This window comes from Alteribacter salitolerans (genome assembly GCF_016901055.1).
Classification (GTDB): domain Bacteria; phylum Bacillota; class Bacilli; order Bacillales; family Salisediminibacteriaceae; genus Alteribacter; species Alteribacter keqinensis.
In genome coordinates this window covers 112,998-128,889 of sequence record NZ_JAFEUX010000007.1, presented here as the reverse complement: position 1 = coordinate 128,889, position 15,892 = coordinate 112,998, and the positions used below count along the sequence as shown (strand labels likewise).

Below are 15,892 nucleotides of genomic sequence, written 5' to 3'. Positions count from 1 at the left end.
TTCAGCTTAAATTTAATGATACAAATTTATCTTCCAAGTATTCGTTAATCCCGTGGTGACCACCTTCACGACCAATCCCGCTTTCCTTCATTCCACCAAAAGGTGCTTGAGCTGTGGTTGGGATAGGATCATTAATACCTACAATTCCATATTCCAGTTCTTCCATCATGTAGTAGGCTTGAGATAAGTCTTTTGTAAAACAATAAGCAGCAAGTCCATACTCTTGATGATTCGCACGCTCAATCACTTCTTCTCGTGTTTTGAATGTATAAATTGGTGCTACTGGGCCGAACGTCTCTTCAATAGAAATGATCATCTCATCGGTTGCTCCTTGAATAACGGTCGGCTCGAAGAAGCAGCCCTCGTTACCTTTTACCTCAGCTCGTTTTCCTCCACACAATATTTGTGCTCCTTTATTCTCTGCATCTGAAATATGTTCAACAACTTTACTTAATGCCCCTTGGTCAATAAGCGGCCCTATAGCAACCCCTTCTTCTAAACCGTTACCAATTTTAAGTGCGGAGACTTTTTCAGCAAATTTTCGTCCGAATTCTTCTGCAACACCTTCTTGCACATAGATTCTATTTGTACAGATGCAAGTCTGGCCTGCATTTCTGAACTTACTTGCTACAGCGCCTTCAACAGCTTTATCAAGATCAGCGTCATCAAAAACAATGAATGGTGCATGACCCCCAAGCTCCATCGATACTTTCTTTACAGTATCAGCAGAGTCACGAATTAACTTTTTCCCTACTTCTGTTGATCCTGTAAATGTTATTTTTCGGACAATGGTATTTCTCGTCATTTCACCAACAACCTTAGAAGCAGATCCTGAAACCAGGTTAGCTACTCCTTTTGGCAATCCAACTTCATGAAAGGCTTCAAACACTTTTAATGCAGATAGTGGAGTAGCAGAAGCAGGTTTGATAACAACCGGACACCCTGCTGCCAGAGCAGGAGCAAGCTTCCTTGTAATCATGGCTACCGGAAAATTCCAAGGGGTTACAGCTGCTGTAACTCCAACGGGTTCTTTTAGGACCATTAACCGTTTATCTTTATGGGAGGAAGGGATTGTTTCTCCATAAACTCTCTTCGCTTCTTCCCCATACCACTCTAAATAATCAATCGCTAACCCAATTTCTCCTTTTGCTTCGTTAACAGGCTTACCCATTTCTTTAGTGACCGTTTCTGCCAAGTCATCGATTGTACTGCGAAGGTACTCAGCTGCACTTTTAAGGAAAGCTGCTCGCTCTTTTGCCGGGGTTGATTTCCATGGCTTAAATGCTTTTTCAGCGGCCTCAATTGCTAACTTGGAATCTTGTTCATTCCCCTTCGCTACCTTTGTAATAACCTCATTTGTAGCAGGGTTAATGACTTCTAATTCCTCTCCTGAAACAGATTGGACCCATTCTCCATTTATATATAGCATGATTCTTCTCCCCTTCTACTCGTTTTCGGTTAAGCCTTCTTCGACGATTGACAGCACAAGATCAATTTCTTGTTTTGTTACGGTTGTAGGTGGAATAAATCGAATAACATTCTTATCCGTCCCGCATCCCAATAGAATGACACCTTTCTTCTCGGCAAAAGCTCTTAAGTGAGCGAGTTTTTCCGGATCAGGGGTCCCATCATCCTTTACGAGTTCCATTGCGAGCATTAAGCCGAAACCTCTTACATCACCAATAACCTTATACTTGTCTTTTAATTCTAGTAATCTGCCTTTGAAGTATTTTCCTAAGGTTGCAGAATTGGACAATCCTTCCTCTTCAAGGATTTTAATAGAAGCCAGAGCCGCTGCACAGGCAACTGGATTACCTCCGTAAGTTCCTCCATGAGTGCCTGCAGGCCACTGTTCCATTATCTCTTTAGGAGCGATAAGAGCACTCAAAGGAAAGCCCGATGCAATTCCTTTAGCAAGGGTTATGATATCCGGTTTTACATTGAAATGCTCGTAGGCAAACATTTTTCCTGTTCGTCCGAATCCGGTCTGAATTTCATCAAAAACAAGAAGAATACCGTGGTCATCACAAATTCGGCGAATCCTTTCCAAGAACGATTGAGGAGGCACAATATAACCACCTTCACCTTGAATTGGTTCAAGAATAATCGCTGCAACACTATCCGGTGTTACTTGAAATTTAAAGATCTCCTCAAGTTGTTGAATACATCTCTCTACTTCCTCTTCCTCTGATAGATTTGACCGAAAGACGTAAGGAAAATCTGCATAATACACACTAGGCATTAAACCTTCATAATCTTTACGGTAAGCTGCACTTGAGGCTGTAATTGATGTGGCTGCTAATGTTCTTCCATGAAAACCTCGTTTAAAGGAGATAACAGCCGGCCTTTTGGTAACCTTCTTGGCCAGTTTAATGGCTCCTTCGTTTACTTCAGCACCACTGTTACTAAAGTAAACCATGTGATCTCCACCATTTAGTTCATTGAGTTTCTCTGCAAGTTCAATATAGGACGGATAATAAACGACATTGTGTCCTGCATGAATCATCTCGTCCATTTGCTTCTTAGCCGCTTCGACAACTTCAGGGTGGTTATGTCCAACGTTCATTACTGCAACACCGCTTGCAAAATCCAGATACTTTTGTCCATCTTCTCCGTACAGGTAACTCCCTTCCGCTTTAACAACACCTATTTTAGTTGCCCTTTGAGCAGTAGGGGGTGTCACTTTTGAAGCTCTTTCAAAAAGAGATGATTTCGTCTGTAGCATAATGTTCTCCTCCTATTGGTTTAATAGTTTTTCGGTAAACGTGCGGATTAGTTTCGGTAAGATGTTGAAGGAGTAAGGCATAAACACTCTTTCTGTTCGTTTATGGGCATCTTGCCCGTATACTCCCATATTGATTGAAGGAATATTCAGCCTCCGTATGTTGTGAACAGGTACCGGGTAAATGGCTTCCCATTCGGGAAAGTTTTCAATGAGACGGTCCAATTCTTGATTCGTATCATGAAGTGATAAATAACTGCTGTCTGATAAGAAAGGAAAGAATTTTTTTAGTTTAAAGGTTTCATTTGTTTCTTCCTCAAATTGCGATAATACTTCCTTTATAACCTCAATCGTTTGTGCCTCTTTATCTACATGATCACGTAAATAATTATGTGGACAATAAGGAGGTGCGAAGAAAATGATTACCCTTGGCTTTTGATCAGGATCCGCTTCCTGGAGGTGGCGAATGATTTCAAAGCATAACTCCCGCTTTTCAAGAAGCTGATTTTTTTTGACTACTTTCTTAGTTATACTGTCAATGTCGATACCTTTTTTCACTAATGAAGAGGTATAATCTTCATAAGTAAGCACGTCAATGCTCCAGTCCAATGTTGTAGCCGGAGGTGTTTCTGTAACACGTGAAAACGTATTAAATTGTTTTTTCATATGTTCTTCCACGCTTACACAAGCTTCCTTTGTCTTGACTAAAAGCTTTCCCATTACTTGATCCGGACTGTCTTTGTAAACAAAGTAATTAAAATACAAATAACTTGTCAGAGCTGTTTGTACATTATAAAAATCTTTATTGTCTCTCTGGTAAAGACAGGTTGGTGGAAGCATTAACTCCCCTTGAAAATCCTCTGCCAACTCCATATTGTTGTTCAAATTTCGATTAATCTCGGCAGAAATTAAAGTAGGGTCCACACTAGTGAGCGTCTCCCCCACATGCGCTTCCCTTCCACTTATATAAAAACAAGGAAGTAGTTTTCCAACTGCACCGGTATAAATATATTTACTTTTATCTCCTTCATACAAACTGGTAACAAAGTCGTTGTTAATACCTGCTACAAAATCTAGTTTTTCTTTCTCTTTTAACCTTAAAAGTACATCTACTGATTCAATTGCACCTGTATGCTCATTTTCCTCAACCGGATTGAACATAACCAAGATATTTCCGTTTAAAACCTTTACTCGTTCGCAAAAATACATAAGGTTAACAAGGTGAACTGCAATTCCACTCTTCATATCCAGTGCACCTCGACCAAACATCCATTCATTGCTTAAAGCATCTTCTCGTATTTGAAGGTTATCAACTTGATCAGCAAACTGAGCTTTTAGTCGGTCCGGTTGAAAAGCTAACTCTTTATTTTCACCAAAATCATCTACCCCGACAGTATCAATATGACTATGATATAAAACTGTCTTTCTACTCGTTTTGTCTCCCTCTAAGAATGCATATACATTTTTTCTGTCTAGTAAATCATTTTTTAGAGGTTGTGCCCAAACGGAGCCTTCTCTTTGTTTGAAATAAGGGATTTCCGTTAAGAACCTTATAATAAAGTCTGCAATAACCCCTTCTCCTTTGGTTCCATTAATACTATTAATGCTAACAAGTGTTTTTGTAATCTCTTCCACCTGTTCAGGTATAGGTAAATCCTTTACCTTCTCATATAACACTACAGGACTTACAATTGATCTTTTTATTGTAGGCATGATAACGGTCACCTCCTTAATAGTACCGGTGTAAATCAACCAGATTTATCATTTCTTCAATGTTTCCATTTTCATAGTGTTTGTAATTTTGCTCAAATATCTCCTTGCACCTTGTCAGGTAATGAATAGACTTTGCAGACATATGGGGTGTAATCAACACGTTATCAAGATCCCAAAAATAATGACTTTTCGGTAAGGGCTCTTGAACAAACACATCCAAAGCCGCCCCTTTAATCTGCCCTTGTTCTATCGAATGGGCTAAGTCTGCTTCATTAACAAGACCCCCGCGTCCCGCATTGATAAAGACGGCATTTTTTTTCATTCTTTCAAACTCTAATTTCGTAAACATATTTTTCGTATTTGGCGTTAACGGTAGAACACTGACCACGTAATCATAAGAACCAATATTCTTTAACCCATCTTCAAGGGTAAATGCTCGATTAAATTGAGGATGTTCAGCTCCTGTAGTATTTACACCATCTACCTCGCAGTCAAAGAACGAACACACTTTTGCCATTTCAGCTCCGATGGTTCCGGTTCCGAAGATTAAGACTTTTCGGTTTACTAGTTCTCCTACAAAAACACTCCGATCCCAAACTTTGTCTTTCTTAAGTTTAGAATAACGGTTAAAGTCTTTTTCAAAGTACAACATTGTACTGATCAAGTATTCGGCCATCGGGCGAGTATGAATGCCTTTAGCGTTAGAAACAACCGGTTTAATTTCTTGAAGCTGCATAAACGGAAGGTCTTCAAGTCCTGCACTAAGCAATTGAATCCACTTCAATCGTTCAAAGTCATAGATGTTTTTTTCATTCAAATCGTTTCCAAAAGTAACGAGTACCTCCGTCTCTTTTCGTACCGACAAAGGCACTTCCTCAATACAAGAAAAGATCTTTACATCAATTCCTGTTTCCTTCATTGACTCAATATCCAAAGTAGAAAATTCATCGGAAGTACTGACAATCATCTAACCATTACCTCCCCTCAAAGTATTGTGGTAGGAAAGTCGATAGCTCAGGGACGAAAGTAATAACCAACAGTGAGATAATCAGCATCAGGAGTATCGGCAGCACCGCACGTGATATCGCTTCAATTCGCGTCCCACTTATATTCGAGGCAACAAACAAGTTAACCCCAACCGGTGGAGTGATGAATCCTATTGCCAGGTTCGTTATCAGGATCACCCCAAAATGAATAGGGTCTACACCTACTTGAACAACGACCGGCAGTAAAATAGGCGTTAAAATAACCAGTGCTGAGATTGTATCGATAAATGCTCCTACTATTAACAAAAAGATATTAATCAAAAGTAAAATTACAATTGGATGTTCAGACAAACTAGTCAAGTAATCTGCAATTGTCATAGGAACTCTCTCTGCAGTCATCAAGTAAGAAAAGGAAATGGAAAGACCGATGATAATCATAGTCGCTCCATTAATGATTGAAGCTTCAACAAACGCTTGATAAATATTGCGGAAATTAAGTTCTTTATATACAAAGGTCCCTATCACCAGAGCATATACTACAGCCACAACGGCTGCTTCCGTTGGAGAAAAAATACTACCGTAAATCCCCCCTAAAATAATCACCGGAATAAGGAGGGCCCATTTTGCATCCCAAAAAGCGGTCATCATATCTTTAAAAGAATAGGTTGTTGTAGCTGCTCGGTAATTGTGCTTTTTGGAAATAAGAAAGGAGATCAGTAATAATGAAAGACCAACTAGTAACCCTGGGATAATCCCTGCCAGAAACATAGACCCGACAGAAACACTGCCTACTACTCCATAAAGAACAAACGGTATACTAGGAGGGATGATCACACCTATAGATCCTGCTGAAGCTGTAATTGCGGAAGCAAACCCCGCTCCATAATTTCTTCGTTTCATCTCAGGGATCATAAACGACCCTATTGCAGCTACGGTTGCAGGACCTGATCCGGATATGGCAGAAAAGAACATACAAGCTACTACTGTTACCATGGCTAATCCACCAGTGACCCAACCAACGATAGCAGTGGCTAAATGTAAAAGCCTTTTTGACACACCACCTTTTCCCATCAATACTCCTGCCAGCATAAAGAAAGGTATAGCCATTAATGGAAAAGAATCCAGTGAAGTAAATGCCCGTTGAGCAATAATCGTCAGATTCATATCCGTCGTGATCAAGATTGTGAAAATGGCAGACAACCCTAGTGCAATAGCGATTGGGACACTTAATAAAATAAAAAGAAATAAAGTTCCGAAAAGAATAAGTATCGTCATTACAGATCACCTCTGGTAGGTTCTGGCGGTTCTGGCGGAGCTTTAAAAACCCAAACCATTTGCTGAATCAATCTAATGGACATCAGCACCCCACCTACCGGTACAGCTGAATATCCAATCCACATCGGGATTCTCATAGCAGGGGATGTTTGACCACTTAAGTACATGTTATAGACTACTTGTGTCCCAACGTAGGCTAAAACGACGGCTAAAAAGAACCACAATAAAAGAGATAGTAATTCTACGCCCTTTTGCATTGAACGAGGCAACATGTCCTTAAACATTTCCACCTTGATATGTCTTCTCATCCGTACAGCAAAACTAGCGCTTATCCAGATTTGCCATATATGTATATACCTCGCCGTTTCTTCCGTCCAACTTAATGAGTTTCCCAACAACGACCTGGAGACAATTTGATAAAAGATGAGCAGGACCATTACTGCAAGAGAGATAACAATAATCACTTCTTCCAGTCTTTCATCCAACAACTTTTTTACAGACAATGTGATCACCTCATTTATTGAGGTGGAGCAAAGAATGCACCACCTCATCAGTTGCTTTCCTCTTACTGGTTTCTATTCGTTTGCTTGTCTTGCCAATTCTATGAGATCCGCACCGATTTCTTCTTCAAAGTCGTCGTACACTGACTGTGTAGCTTCCACAAAGGCCTCTTTTTGCTCCGGAGATAGTTCATTCACTTGCATGTTGTGGTCATTCTGGAGCAATTCCAACCATTCTTCATCTTGAGCGTCAGCAATTTTTCTCTGCTCATCTCGATAGTTTTCGGACTCTTCAACAACAATTTCTTGAAGATCTTCCGGAAGCTCATTAAAGAAGTCATTGTTCATAAGCAGAATCGTAGCAGCGTAAAAGTGGTCACTTAATGTCAGATACTCCTGTACTTCATGGAATTTACTGGTGTAAACAAGTGAAATTGGGCTCTCCATTGCATCATAAGTTCCTTGTTGCAGAGCTGTATACAGTTCACCAAAAGCAAACGGAGAAGCATCTGCACCTAAAGATCGGAAACTAGCTGTATGAACAGGATTTTCCATTGTTCTAAGTCTCATTCCTTGTAAATCTTCAGGGGTCTCTACTGGTTTGTCATTGTTAGTAATATGACGAAATCCGTTTTCTCCGAAAGCAAGTCCTTTAAATCCATTCTGTTCAAGATCCTCTATTAATCCCTGTCCAAGTTCACCGTCTAAAGCACTGTATGCTGCTTCTTTGGTTTCAAATAAGAATGGGAGGTCAAACACCATGAAACTACTATTAAATCCTGACAATGGAGCAACAGCAGGAATCGTCATTTCAAGGTTCCCCATCTGAACGGCTTCAATAGCTTCTCGATCAGAGCCGTACAAAGAACCGTTTGGATAAGCTTCAACTTTCAATTGTCCATCGGACCTCTCTTCAACTCTTTCTTTAAAACTTTCCAGTGCTACATGGGTCGATTGTTCCTCATTAACCAAGTGAGCTACTCTAATTTCGTATACGTCCTCTTGAGCACCTGAACTTTCTTCTCCACATGCCACCATCATTGCTGCCAACCCTGCTGTTAATAACCCTAAGCTTGCTTTCTTCATTTTGTATCCTCCTTTGTTTTTGAATGACCAAATATTCGTCTTGTCACATTTTTTATGTGGTTTTGCATTGTCACACCCGCTTGTTCTGACTCTTGTTTTTGTAACATCTCGATAATTACATAATGCTCATCAACGGCTTCAATACCGCTATCAGACAACGTATTGGATAAAACTAAAAATCGTTGGACTTGCAGGTTCAGATAGTTTATAAATTCAACCAGCTTTTTGTTGTTTGAAAGCTCAGCGATTTTACTGTGAAATTGATAATCAAGTTCTATAAACTGATGGTAATCTTTCAACTCCAAAGACTTATTTTGTTGTTTTGTAATTTCAATAAGCTCTCTAATGTCACGTTCTGTTGTATAGTTAGCTGCCAGTTCGGCAGACAGGGATTCTAATCGTTCACGTAACAACTGATAATCCAGAGCATCTTCCGGTGAGACAGAGCTTACTCTTGCCTTAGAACCCTTCCTCAACTCAACAAGTCCTTCAAAAGCCAATTGTTTGAGCGCTTCCCTTATAGGGGTTCGACTAATGCCAAGATTATTAGCTATTTTTTCTTCAGCTAAGTATGCTAAAGGCTCAACTTCATTGTTGATGATTGATCTTTTTATTTCTCTGTAAGCCTGTTCTGTAAGTGACTGAGGTCTTTTTAATTTATCGATTGCCGTTCTCTCCTCTCAACTTCCCATATCGGTATACTGTATACAGTCTGAAAGTAAAAAAAATTCAGATAACATAGCCTGGTTTATTTTGTATACTGTGTACTGTATACAATTTTAAACATGGTGTTATTGTAAGCGCTTCACTCTTTATTGTCAAACTATTTTAAAGTTTTTATTTATTTAATTAATTTAATTATATACATGGGTTTCCAAACAAAACTACCTGCTTGTCAGATAACCTTGCATGTTTTTTATTTAGGAGGATTATATTAACTCTTAACATTTCGGGAGTATAATAAATATATGAGGAGAATGAAGAGAACACCCTCTTTTCGCAAAGGTGATGTTGCTTGTTTAAACCGGGGATGTGAACCATGTACCTGAGACTCCTGGGGGTACAGAATTCAGAAGCGTTCACAGAAAGCCAATTGTCTTCAACTTATTGTATTTATAAAGTAAAGTGGATCAACAAATACATCCTGATCAGCGCCAAAATAAAAAACAGCAGGGAACCAGGTTCCCTGCTGTTGGCATTACTTTTTACATATAAAATGCTACCGTAATGGTTAACAAGAAGAACAATACAGCAAGTACGACGGTTGTTTTGCTTAAGAAAGCTTCCAAACCACGTGCTTTTTGTTTTCCCATTAACTGCTCGGCACCACCGGAGATTGCTCCAGATAGTCCTGCACTACGGCCTGATTGCAGTAATACAACTGTAATAAGCATAATGGAGACAATAACTAGAAGTATTGACGTCACAGCTAACAATCCCTACACCTCCATCCGACACTTAAACAATACTCTGAGATGAGCTTGCTTAAAACCTATTTTGAGTTTACCAAAAAAGGATGAGGTGTGCAATAGGACATTCACCCTCTGAGATAGACATTTTCTGAATTTTACAACAAACTTACAGACTGACATTTGGCTGCTGACTCATAGAGCCCTTCAACAATCCTCTGAACCGTTGTTCCCTGAGCCGGCGTAGAAAGAGGTTTGGCTTCCCCACGGCAGCAATCAATAAAGTGCGTTATCTGCCGCTCGTAACTGGAGCGGGGATCTGTTTTTTCCAGATAGGCAGGCGTTGTGTTTAAAAGTGAACCGTGTTTTTCTTCAAAGAGCTGGAGTGGTGCTGTCTCGGCTCCTCCCTGGTCCCCGAGAAGCTTAACATTTAACGTTTCTTCCTCTTTTTGATTAGCAGCAAAAGAGGACTCAATCAGCATGCTCATCCCGTTCTGAAAACGAACCATTCCTGTAGCGAGGTCTTCCACTTCATATTTGGCTGGATCCCACTGGCCGAGAAGCCCAACTCCCGGTTTATGACCAATACGTTTATGCGTCGATCCCATTACTTCGATCGGTTCAGGAAAGCCCGTCAGGTAAAGAGCCAAATCAAGCATGTGAACACCTACGTCAATAAGGGGGCCTCCGCCTTGGAGCTCTTTGTTAGTAAAGACGCCCCACCCGGGAATTCCCCTGCGACGCATGGCTTGAACATTCGCATGATAAATGCTGCCCAGGTCACCTGCTTCGATTGCCCGTTTAAGCACCTGTGTTTCAAGATTGTAACGGTGGTGAAAAGCATACATCAGAACCTTGCCTGCTTCCTCTGCGGCAAATTCCATTTCTTCCGCTTCCGCAAGAGACATAGCCGGCGGCTTTTCGCAAAGGACATGGCAGCCTGCCTTGAGGGATTGAATGACCGCGTCCTTGTGGAACTTATTCGGTGTACAGATGCTCACGAGGTCGATATCCTCGTTTTCAAGCATTGTCTGAGTATCATCGTAGGCAGCCGGGACATTAAAATCTTTAGCAAAAGCTTCTGCTTTCTCCAGCGTTCTGGATGTCACAGCTGCCAGCTCTGTGCGTTTGTCATTTATGTAATACGGCGCATGGGCACTTCTGGCAATGCCTCCCGGTCCGATAATCCCGACTTTTAATGGTCTTTCAATCATGTCTGACTCCTCCTTCTTGTTGAAGGCACTGAAAAAGTTCGATCTTTAACTTTTTCAGTGCCTTTTAAGCAATGAGCGTAACGGTTGCATGTTTTAAAAGCCAGTTATGAGTGGGTTTCTCGTAACAGGCGCGCAACCGGGTGGAGCCATTGCCACTGGAATAAAGGCACTGAAAAAGTTGGTTTGTACTTTTTCAGTGGCCTCCTTGTTGCTCTTCGTCTATTGTAGCATTTCTTTCTGGTTCAGTGGTGGACAGTGCAAGAGGACTAATTGATCCTGGTTAGTCATATAAAGTATGAAGAGGATTTTCACGAGGAGGGGCAGTGATGGAGAGGAGAACAGCATCCATTTACCCGAACAAGCCCGTTCATGATGATGGTTTAAAGCGTGCTTTTGCCTATTCCAGCTTTATTCTGGGGATTGCCTCCCTGATCGGCGGGATCCTGCTTGCGTTTATGTCAATTCCCAGCAGCCTTCTGGCGATTATTCTGGCTATACCGGGCAGGAAGAGTACAGAACGGCGGTCATTCGCTACTGCCGGAATGATACTGGGGATTATCTCATTGTTATTTATGCTGCTGTATTTTTTAATCTTCTTCAGTACGATCTTTGATCTTGAGGATAAGATCATTGAGCAGGTCCGGGGATGGTGAGTGAGGGGGATTGGTGTAAAGGGCGGATGTAAGTGTGCGCGCAGGGGAGTGTGCTGGTGGTAGAAGGGTGTGGCGGAGGGTTATATAGCTTCCCCTGTGTTGCTGTTGAGTGCGTTGTTCATCGAGTTTGGGCGGTTTTTCATCAGGTTGAGGTCAACAGGGCTTTTGCCGCATACTTTGAGACCGATGTTCATCACTTTTGCCTCGTTGTTCATTGAGTTTGGGCGGTTCTTCATTGAGTTCAACCAACCTGATGTCCCCCACGGACTGTCCTCTCACCGTGGACATATCTATCACCTTTTCGGATTTATCTACCATCTTTCCCCTCGCACACCCTAAGTCGGAATTTTGACCTGAGTTTACTTTTTTAATAGGGCTTTTGCCGCATTTAATCGGGCTTTTCAAAAATTTAACCGGTCTTTTCCCGCGACCTGCCCCCCTTCCATTTAAATTAGTCAGAGCTCTCATAAATTAACCGGTCTTTCTCTCACCCTCCCCCTCATTCATCCACCATTAAATTCATACGGCCGGTGTGCACCAAATCCCCTTCCACCCACCCTCCACAAATGCCAAAAACCCCGCTGCACCATATGTGCAGCGGGGCTTTTGTATATTACTTACTTCTTGTTGCTTAGGTTGTAGAACGCGTCTTTTCCAGCGTAACGGCCGATGTACTCGAGCTCGTCTTCGATGCGAAGAAGCTGGTTGTATTTCGCTACGCGGTCAGAGCGGGATGGCGCTCCTGTTTTAATCTGGCCAGCGTTTGTAGCTACTGCGATGTCAGCAATTGTGCTGTCTTCTGTTTCACCGGAACGGTGAGAGATTACTGCAGTGTAGCCTGCGCGCTTCGCCATTTCGATTGCGTCAAACGTTTCAGTAAGTGTACCGATTTGGTTTACTTTGATAAGGATCGAGTTACCGATTCCCTGTTCGATACCTTGAGAAAGTTTGTTTGTGTTTGTTACGAACAAGTCGTCACCAACAAGCTGTACTTTTTCGCCCAGAGCGTCAGTAAGCTTTTTGAAGCCGTCCCAGTCGTTTTCGTCCAGGCCGTCTTCGATTGAAACGATTGGGTACTTAGAGCAAAGGTCCTCGTAGTAAGCAACCATTTCTTCAGATGTTTTAACAACACCTTCACCTTTAAGGTTGTATTTACCGTCTTCGTAGATTTCAGAAGCGGCAACGTCCATGGCAAGAACGATGTCTTCGCCTGGCTTGTAGCCAGCTTTTTCGATCGCTTCGATGATGGTAGATAGTGCTTCTTCGTTGGAAGATAGGTTTGGAGCGAATCCGCCTTCGTCACCTACAGCTGTGTTGTAGCCTTTTTCGCTGAGTACTTTCTTAAGGTTATGGAAGATTTCAGCTCCCATGCGAAGTGCGTCAACGAACTTTTCAGCACCTACAGGCATGATCATAAATTCCTGGATGTCAACGTTGTTGTCCGCGTGCTCACCACCGTTGATGATGTTCATCATTGGTGTTGGTAGAGTTTTCGCGTTAAATCCGCCAAGGTACGTGTAAAGAGGTACACCTAGAGCGTCAGCAGCCGCACGTGCAACAGCCATGGATACTCCAAGGATGGCGTTTGCGCCAAGCTTGCCTTTGTTTTCTGTACCGTCAAGCTCGATCATAAGCTGGTCAATGCCAACCTGGTCAAGAGCGTCGAATCCTACCAGTTCCGGAGCAATTTGCTCGTTTACGTTCTCAACAGCCTGGCCTACGCCTTTACCCATCCAAGCGTCGCCGCCGTCACGAAGTTCAACAGCTTCGTATTCACCAGTGGAAGCACCACTTGGTACAAGTGCGCGGCCGAATCCGCCGCTTTCCAATGTTACTTCTACTTCTACAGTCGGGTTCCCGCGGGAATCCAATACCTGGCGTGCATATACATCAATAATTGCAGTCATGTTCAAAACACTCCTTTTAATTTTGAATAAAGTACGGTGTGAAACGCCGAAAAAGTCTGCGGATACAAAGGCCTTCGAACGTCTCCGTAAGCTGTATTCGCTTCTCTTTTCCCGTTCACCTGCACCGTCTTTATTTTGTAATCAAACTTTTACCTGTCATTTCTTTTGGCTGCTCAACACCAAGCAGTTCAAGCATCGTTGGTGCCAGATCTCCGAGAATACCGTCCTGACGGATTTCACCTTTGTGACCTGTTACGATAACCGGTACCGGGTTAGTCGTGTGGGCCGTCATTGGCTTTCCTTCCATTGTCATGATTTCATCGGAGTTGCCGTGGTCAGCGGTAATAATGGCCTGTCCGCCTTTTTCGTGAATCTTCTCGACTACGCGGCCGAGGCACTCATCCACTGCTTCGATCGCTTTGACAGTCGGATCCATTTTACCGGAGTGACCGACCATATCAGGGTTGGCGAAGTTAAGAATGATCATATCGTGCTTGTCCTGATCGATCTCGTTAATAAGAGCATCCGTTACTTCATAAGCACTCATTTCCGGCTTAAGGTCGTAAGTGGCTACTTTAGGAGAATCGATCAATACCCGCTCTTCTCCCGGGAACTGCGCTTCGCGTCCACCGCTGAAAAAGAACGTAACGTGAGGGTACTTCTCGGTTTCAGCAATCCGAAGCTGGGTCAGGCCTGCTTCGGAAACCACTTCCCCGAGTGTGTTTGCAAGATTCTGAGGCTCGAACGCCACATACCCTTTAACCGTTTCACTGAAGTGTGTAAGACACACATAGTGTACGTCTTTCGGAAAGCGGTGCCCTTTATCAAATCCATCAAACTCGTCGTTTGTGAATACTTGTGACATCTGGATTGCACGGTCAGGTCGGAAGTTAAAGAAGATAACACCGTCCCCTTCCTGAATTGTTCCAACCGGTGTTTCACCGTCTTCTTGTGTCATTACAGAAGGAAGAACGAATTCGTCGTGGATGTCATTTTTATAAGAGTCTTCAAGAGCTTCAATAGGATCACGGTACTTAAGACCTTCGCCGTAAACCATAGCGCGGTAGGATTTTTCAACACGGTCCCATCGCTTGTCACGGTCCATGGCGTAGTAGCGTCCCTGAATGGATGCAATTTCACCAATACCGAGCTCTTTCATTCTCTCCTGTGTTTCGCGAATGTACTTCTCTGCTGATTGAGGACCTACGTCGCGGCCGTCAAGGAAGCCGTGAAGATACACTTTTTCCACACCGCTCTTTTGTGCCATTTCCAGGAGAGCAAACATGTGGTTGATGTGACTGTGGATCCCGCCATCGGAAAGAAGTCCGTAGATGTGAAGATTCGTTCCATTGTTCCTTACGTGATCCATAGCGTCTTTGAACGTCTGGTTTGCATAGAACTCACCTTCACGGATACTCAGGTTTACACGGGTCAGGCTTTGATACACCGGGCGGCCGGCACCGATGTTCAAGTGACCTACTTCTGAATTACCCATCTGGCCTTCCGGAAGACCTACTGCCTCTCCGCAGGCCTCAAGTGTTGCGTGCGGGTGCTCGTTCCAGTAGCGGTCAAAGTTCGGCTTGTTTGCCTTGGCAACCGCGTTACCTTTCGTTTCATCACGCAACGCAAAACCATCGAGGATGATTAATGCGGTTGGTTTTTTACTCATTTATTTCCTGCCTCCACTAACTGTAAGAAAGATTGAGGGTCTAAGCTTGCTCCACCGACGAGTGCTCCGTCAATATCGGACTTTCCAAGAAGCTCTTCAATGTTTGCCGGCTTCACACTTCCGCCGTACTGGATGCGGATCGCTTCAGACGCCGCTTCAGAGAAAGAAGACTTCACAACTTCACGGATGACTGCACAAGTGTCGTTTGCATCGTCCGCAGAAGCGGTTTTACCTGTACCGATCGCCCAGATTGGCTCATAGGCAATAACCGTTTTCTTTACCTGCTCTTCTGTAAGACCCTGAAGACCTTTTTGCACCTGGTCCGTTACTACCTGTGCTGTTTTGTCAGCTTCTTTTTCCTCAAGAGACTCTCCTACACAAACAATAGGTGTGAGGTCATGAGAGAATGCAGCGTGTACTTTTTGATTCACGATCTCATCTGTTTCGCCGAAAAGTTCACGACGCTCGGAGTGGCCGAGTACAACATATGTTACACCCAGATCGGAAAGTGCAACCGGGCTGGTTTCACCTGTGAAAGCACCACTCTCTTCAAAGTGCATGTTCTGAGCACCGATTTTAAGGTCACTGCCTTCCGCTTCTTTTACGAGGGCGTCCAAAAACAGTGATGGAGAGCATACTACTGCGTCTACCGTTTCCTTTGAAGGGATAAGCCCTTTGACTTCCTGTACAAAGTCCTGAGCTTCACGCTTCGTTTTGTTCATTTTCCAGTTTCCTGCAATGATAGGTTTACGCATTGC

Annotated in this window: 15 protein-coding genes; 1 reads left to right on the top strand and 14 read right to left on the bottom strand. The window is 42.9% G+C overall.

Going from position 1 to position 15,892, the window contains the following annotated elements; translation table 11 throughout:
• Position 1 precedes the first annotated feature (1 nt).
• The 10 genes from JSY36_RS14445 to JSY36_RS14400 all read right to left on the bottom strand — a co-directional run bounded on the left by JSY36_RS14445 (position 2) and on the right by JSY36_RS14400 (position 10,905).
• Entirely contained in the window at positions 2-1,429 is a 1,428-nt protein-coding gene (locus JSY36_RS14445; RefSeq protein WP_205166908.1) for an NAD-dependent succinate-semialdehyde dehydrogenase, read from the bottom strand.
• A 15-nt stretch (positions 1,430-1,444) separates the two neighbouring features.
• On the bottom strand, positions 1,445-2,725 hold the full coding sequence (locus JSY36_RS14440) for an aspartate aminotransferase family protein (protein WP_205166907.1): 1,281 nt from the start codon (positions 2,723-2,725) through the stop codon (positions 1,445-1,447).
• Positions 2,726-2,737: 12 nt separating this feature from the next.
• On the bottom strand, positions 2,738-4,435 hold the full coding sequence (locus tag JSY36_RS14435; RefSeq protein WP_205166906.1) for a M20/M25/M40 family metallo-hydrolase: 1,698 nt from the start codon (positions 4,433-4,435) through the stop codon (positions 2,738-2,740).
• Positions 4,436-4,451: 16 nt separating this feature from the next.
• Complete coding sequence (locus JSY36_RS14430) at positions 4,452-5,402, bottom strand: D-2-hydroxyacid dehydrogenase (protein WP_205166905.1); 951 nt, start codon at positions 5,400-5,402, stop codon at positions 4,452-4,454.
• A gap of 7 nt (positions 5,403-5,409) precedes the next feature.
• The gene (locus JSY36_RS14425; RefSeq protein ID WP_122898941.1) at positions 5,410-6,696 is read right to left on the bottom strand and encodes a TRAP transporter large permease; all 1,287 of its coding nucleotides are present in this window, start codon (positions 6,694-6,696) and stop codon (positions 5,410-5,412) included.
• Positions 6,696-7,199 carry a TRAP transporter small permease gene (locus JSY36_RS14420; protein ID WP_205166904.1) on the bottom strand — a complete coding sequence of 168 codons (504 nt, stop codon included), beginning with the start codon at positions 7,197-7,199 and terminating at the stop codon, positions 6,696-6,698. Before JSY36_RS14420 ends, JSY36_RS14425 begins: the two co-directional genes overlap by 1 nt.
• A 72-nt stretch (positions 7,200-7,271) precedes the next feature.
• The gene (locus JSY36_RS14415) at positions 7,272-8,282 is read right to left on the bottom strand and encodes a TRAP transporter substrate-binding protein (RefSeq protein ID WP_205166903.1); all 1,011 of its coding nucleotides are present in this window, start codon (positions 8,280-8,282) and stop codon (positions 7,272-7,274) included.
• Complete coding sequence (locus JSY36_RS20855; RefSeq protein ID WP_336511499.1) at positions 8,279-8,947, bottom strand: GntR family transcriptional regulator; 669 nt, start codon at positions 8,945-8,947, stop codon at positions 8,279-8,281. Before JSY36_RS20855 ends, JSY36_RS14415 begins: the two co-directional genes overlap by 4 nt.
• 540 nt (positions 8,948-9,487) lie before the next feature.
• Positions 9,488-9,718, bottom strand: a complete 231-nt coding sequence (secG, locus tag JSY36_RS14405) for a preprotein translocase subunit SecG (protein ID WP_122898947.1) — start codon at positions 9,716-9,718, stop codon at positions 9,488-9,490.
• Between the two features lie 131 nt (positions 9,719-9,849).
• Complete coding sequence (locus JSY36_RS14400) at positions 9,850-10,905, bottom strand: Gfo/Idh/MocA family protein (RefSeq protein ID WP_205166901.1); 1,056 nt, start codon at positions 10,903-10,905, stop codon at positions 9,850-9,852.
• A gap of 326 nt (positions 10,906-11,231) precedes the next feature.
• On the opposite strand from JSY36_RS14400, the gene JSY36_RS14395 reads away from it, so the two are divergent.
• Positions 11,232-11,558 (top strand): DUF4190 domain-containing protein, encoded by a 327-nt coding sequence (locus JSY36_RS14395; protein ID WP_122898952.1) that lies wholly within the window; start codon positions 11,232-11,234, stop codon positions 11,556-11,558.
• Positions 11,559-11,638: 80 nt separating this feature from the next.
• On the opposite strand, the gene JSY36_RS14390 is transcribed toward JSY36_RS14395, so the two are convergent.
• The 4 genes from JSY36_RS14390 to tpiA all read right to left on the bottom strand — a co-directional run bounded on the left by JSY36_RS14390 (position 11,639) and on the right by tpiA (position 15,889).
• Positions 11,639-11,794: a hypothetical protein gene (locus JSY36_RS14390; protein ID WP_205166900.1), complete on the bottom strand. Its 156-nt coding sequence runs from the start codon at positions 11,792-11,794 to the stop codon at positions 11,639-11,641.
• A gap of 381 nt (positions 11,795-12,175) precedes the next feature.
• Positions 12,176-13,465, bottom strand: a complete 1,290-nt coding sequence (eno, locus tag JSY36_RS14385; RefSeq protein WP_205166899.1) for a phosphopyruvate hydratase — start codon at positions 13,463-13,465, stop codon at positions 12,176-12,178.
• Positions 13,466-13,595: 130 nt separating this feature from the next.
• Positions 13,596-15,134 carry a 2,3-bisphosphoglycerate-independent phosphoglycerate mutase gene (gene gpmI, locus JSY36_RS14380; RefSeq protein ID WP_122898956.1) on the bottom strand — a complete coding sequence of 513 codons (1,539 nt, stop codon included), beginning with the start codon at positions 15,132-15,134 and terminating at the stop codon, positions 13,596-13,598.
• Positions 15,131-15,889 carry a triose-phosphate isomerase gene (tpiA, locus tag JSY36_RS14375; protein WP_205166898.1) on the bottom strand — a complete coding sequence of 253 codons (759 nt, stop codon included), beginning with the start codon at positions 15,887-15,889 and terminating at the stop codon, positions 15,131-15,133. The genes gpmI and tpiA overlap by 4 nt, the downstream gene beginning before the upstream one ends.
• Positions 15,890-15,892: the final 3 nt, after the last annotated feature.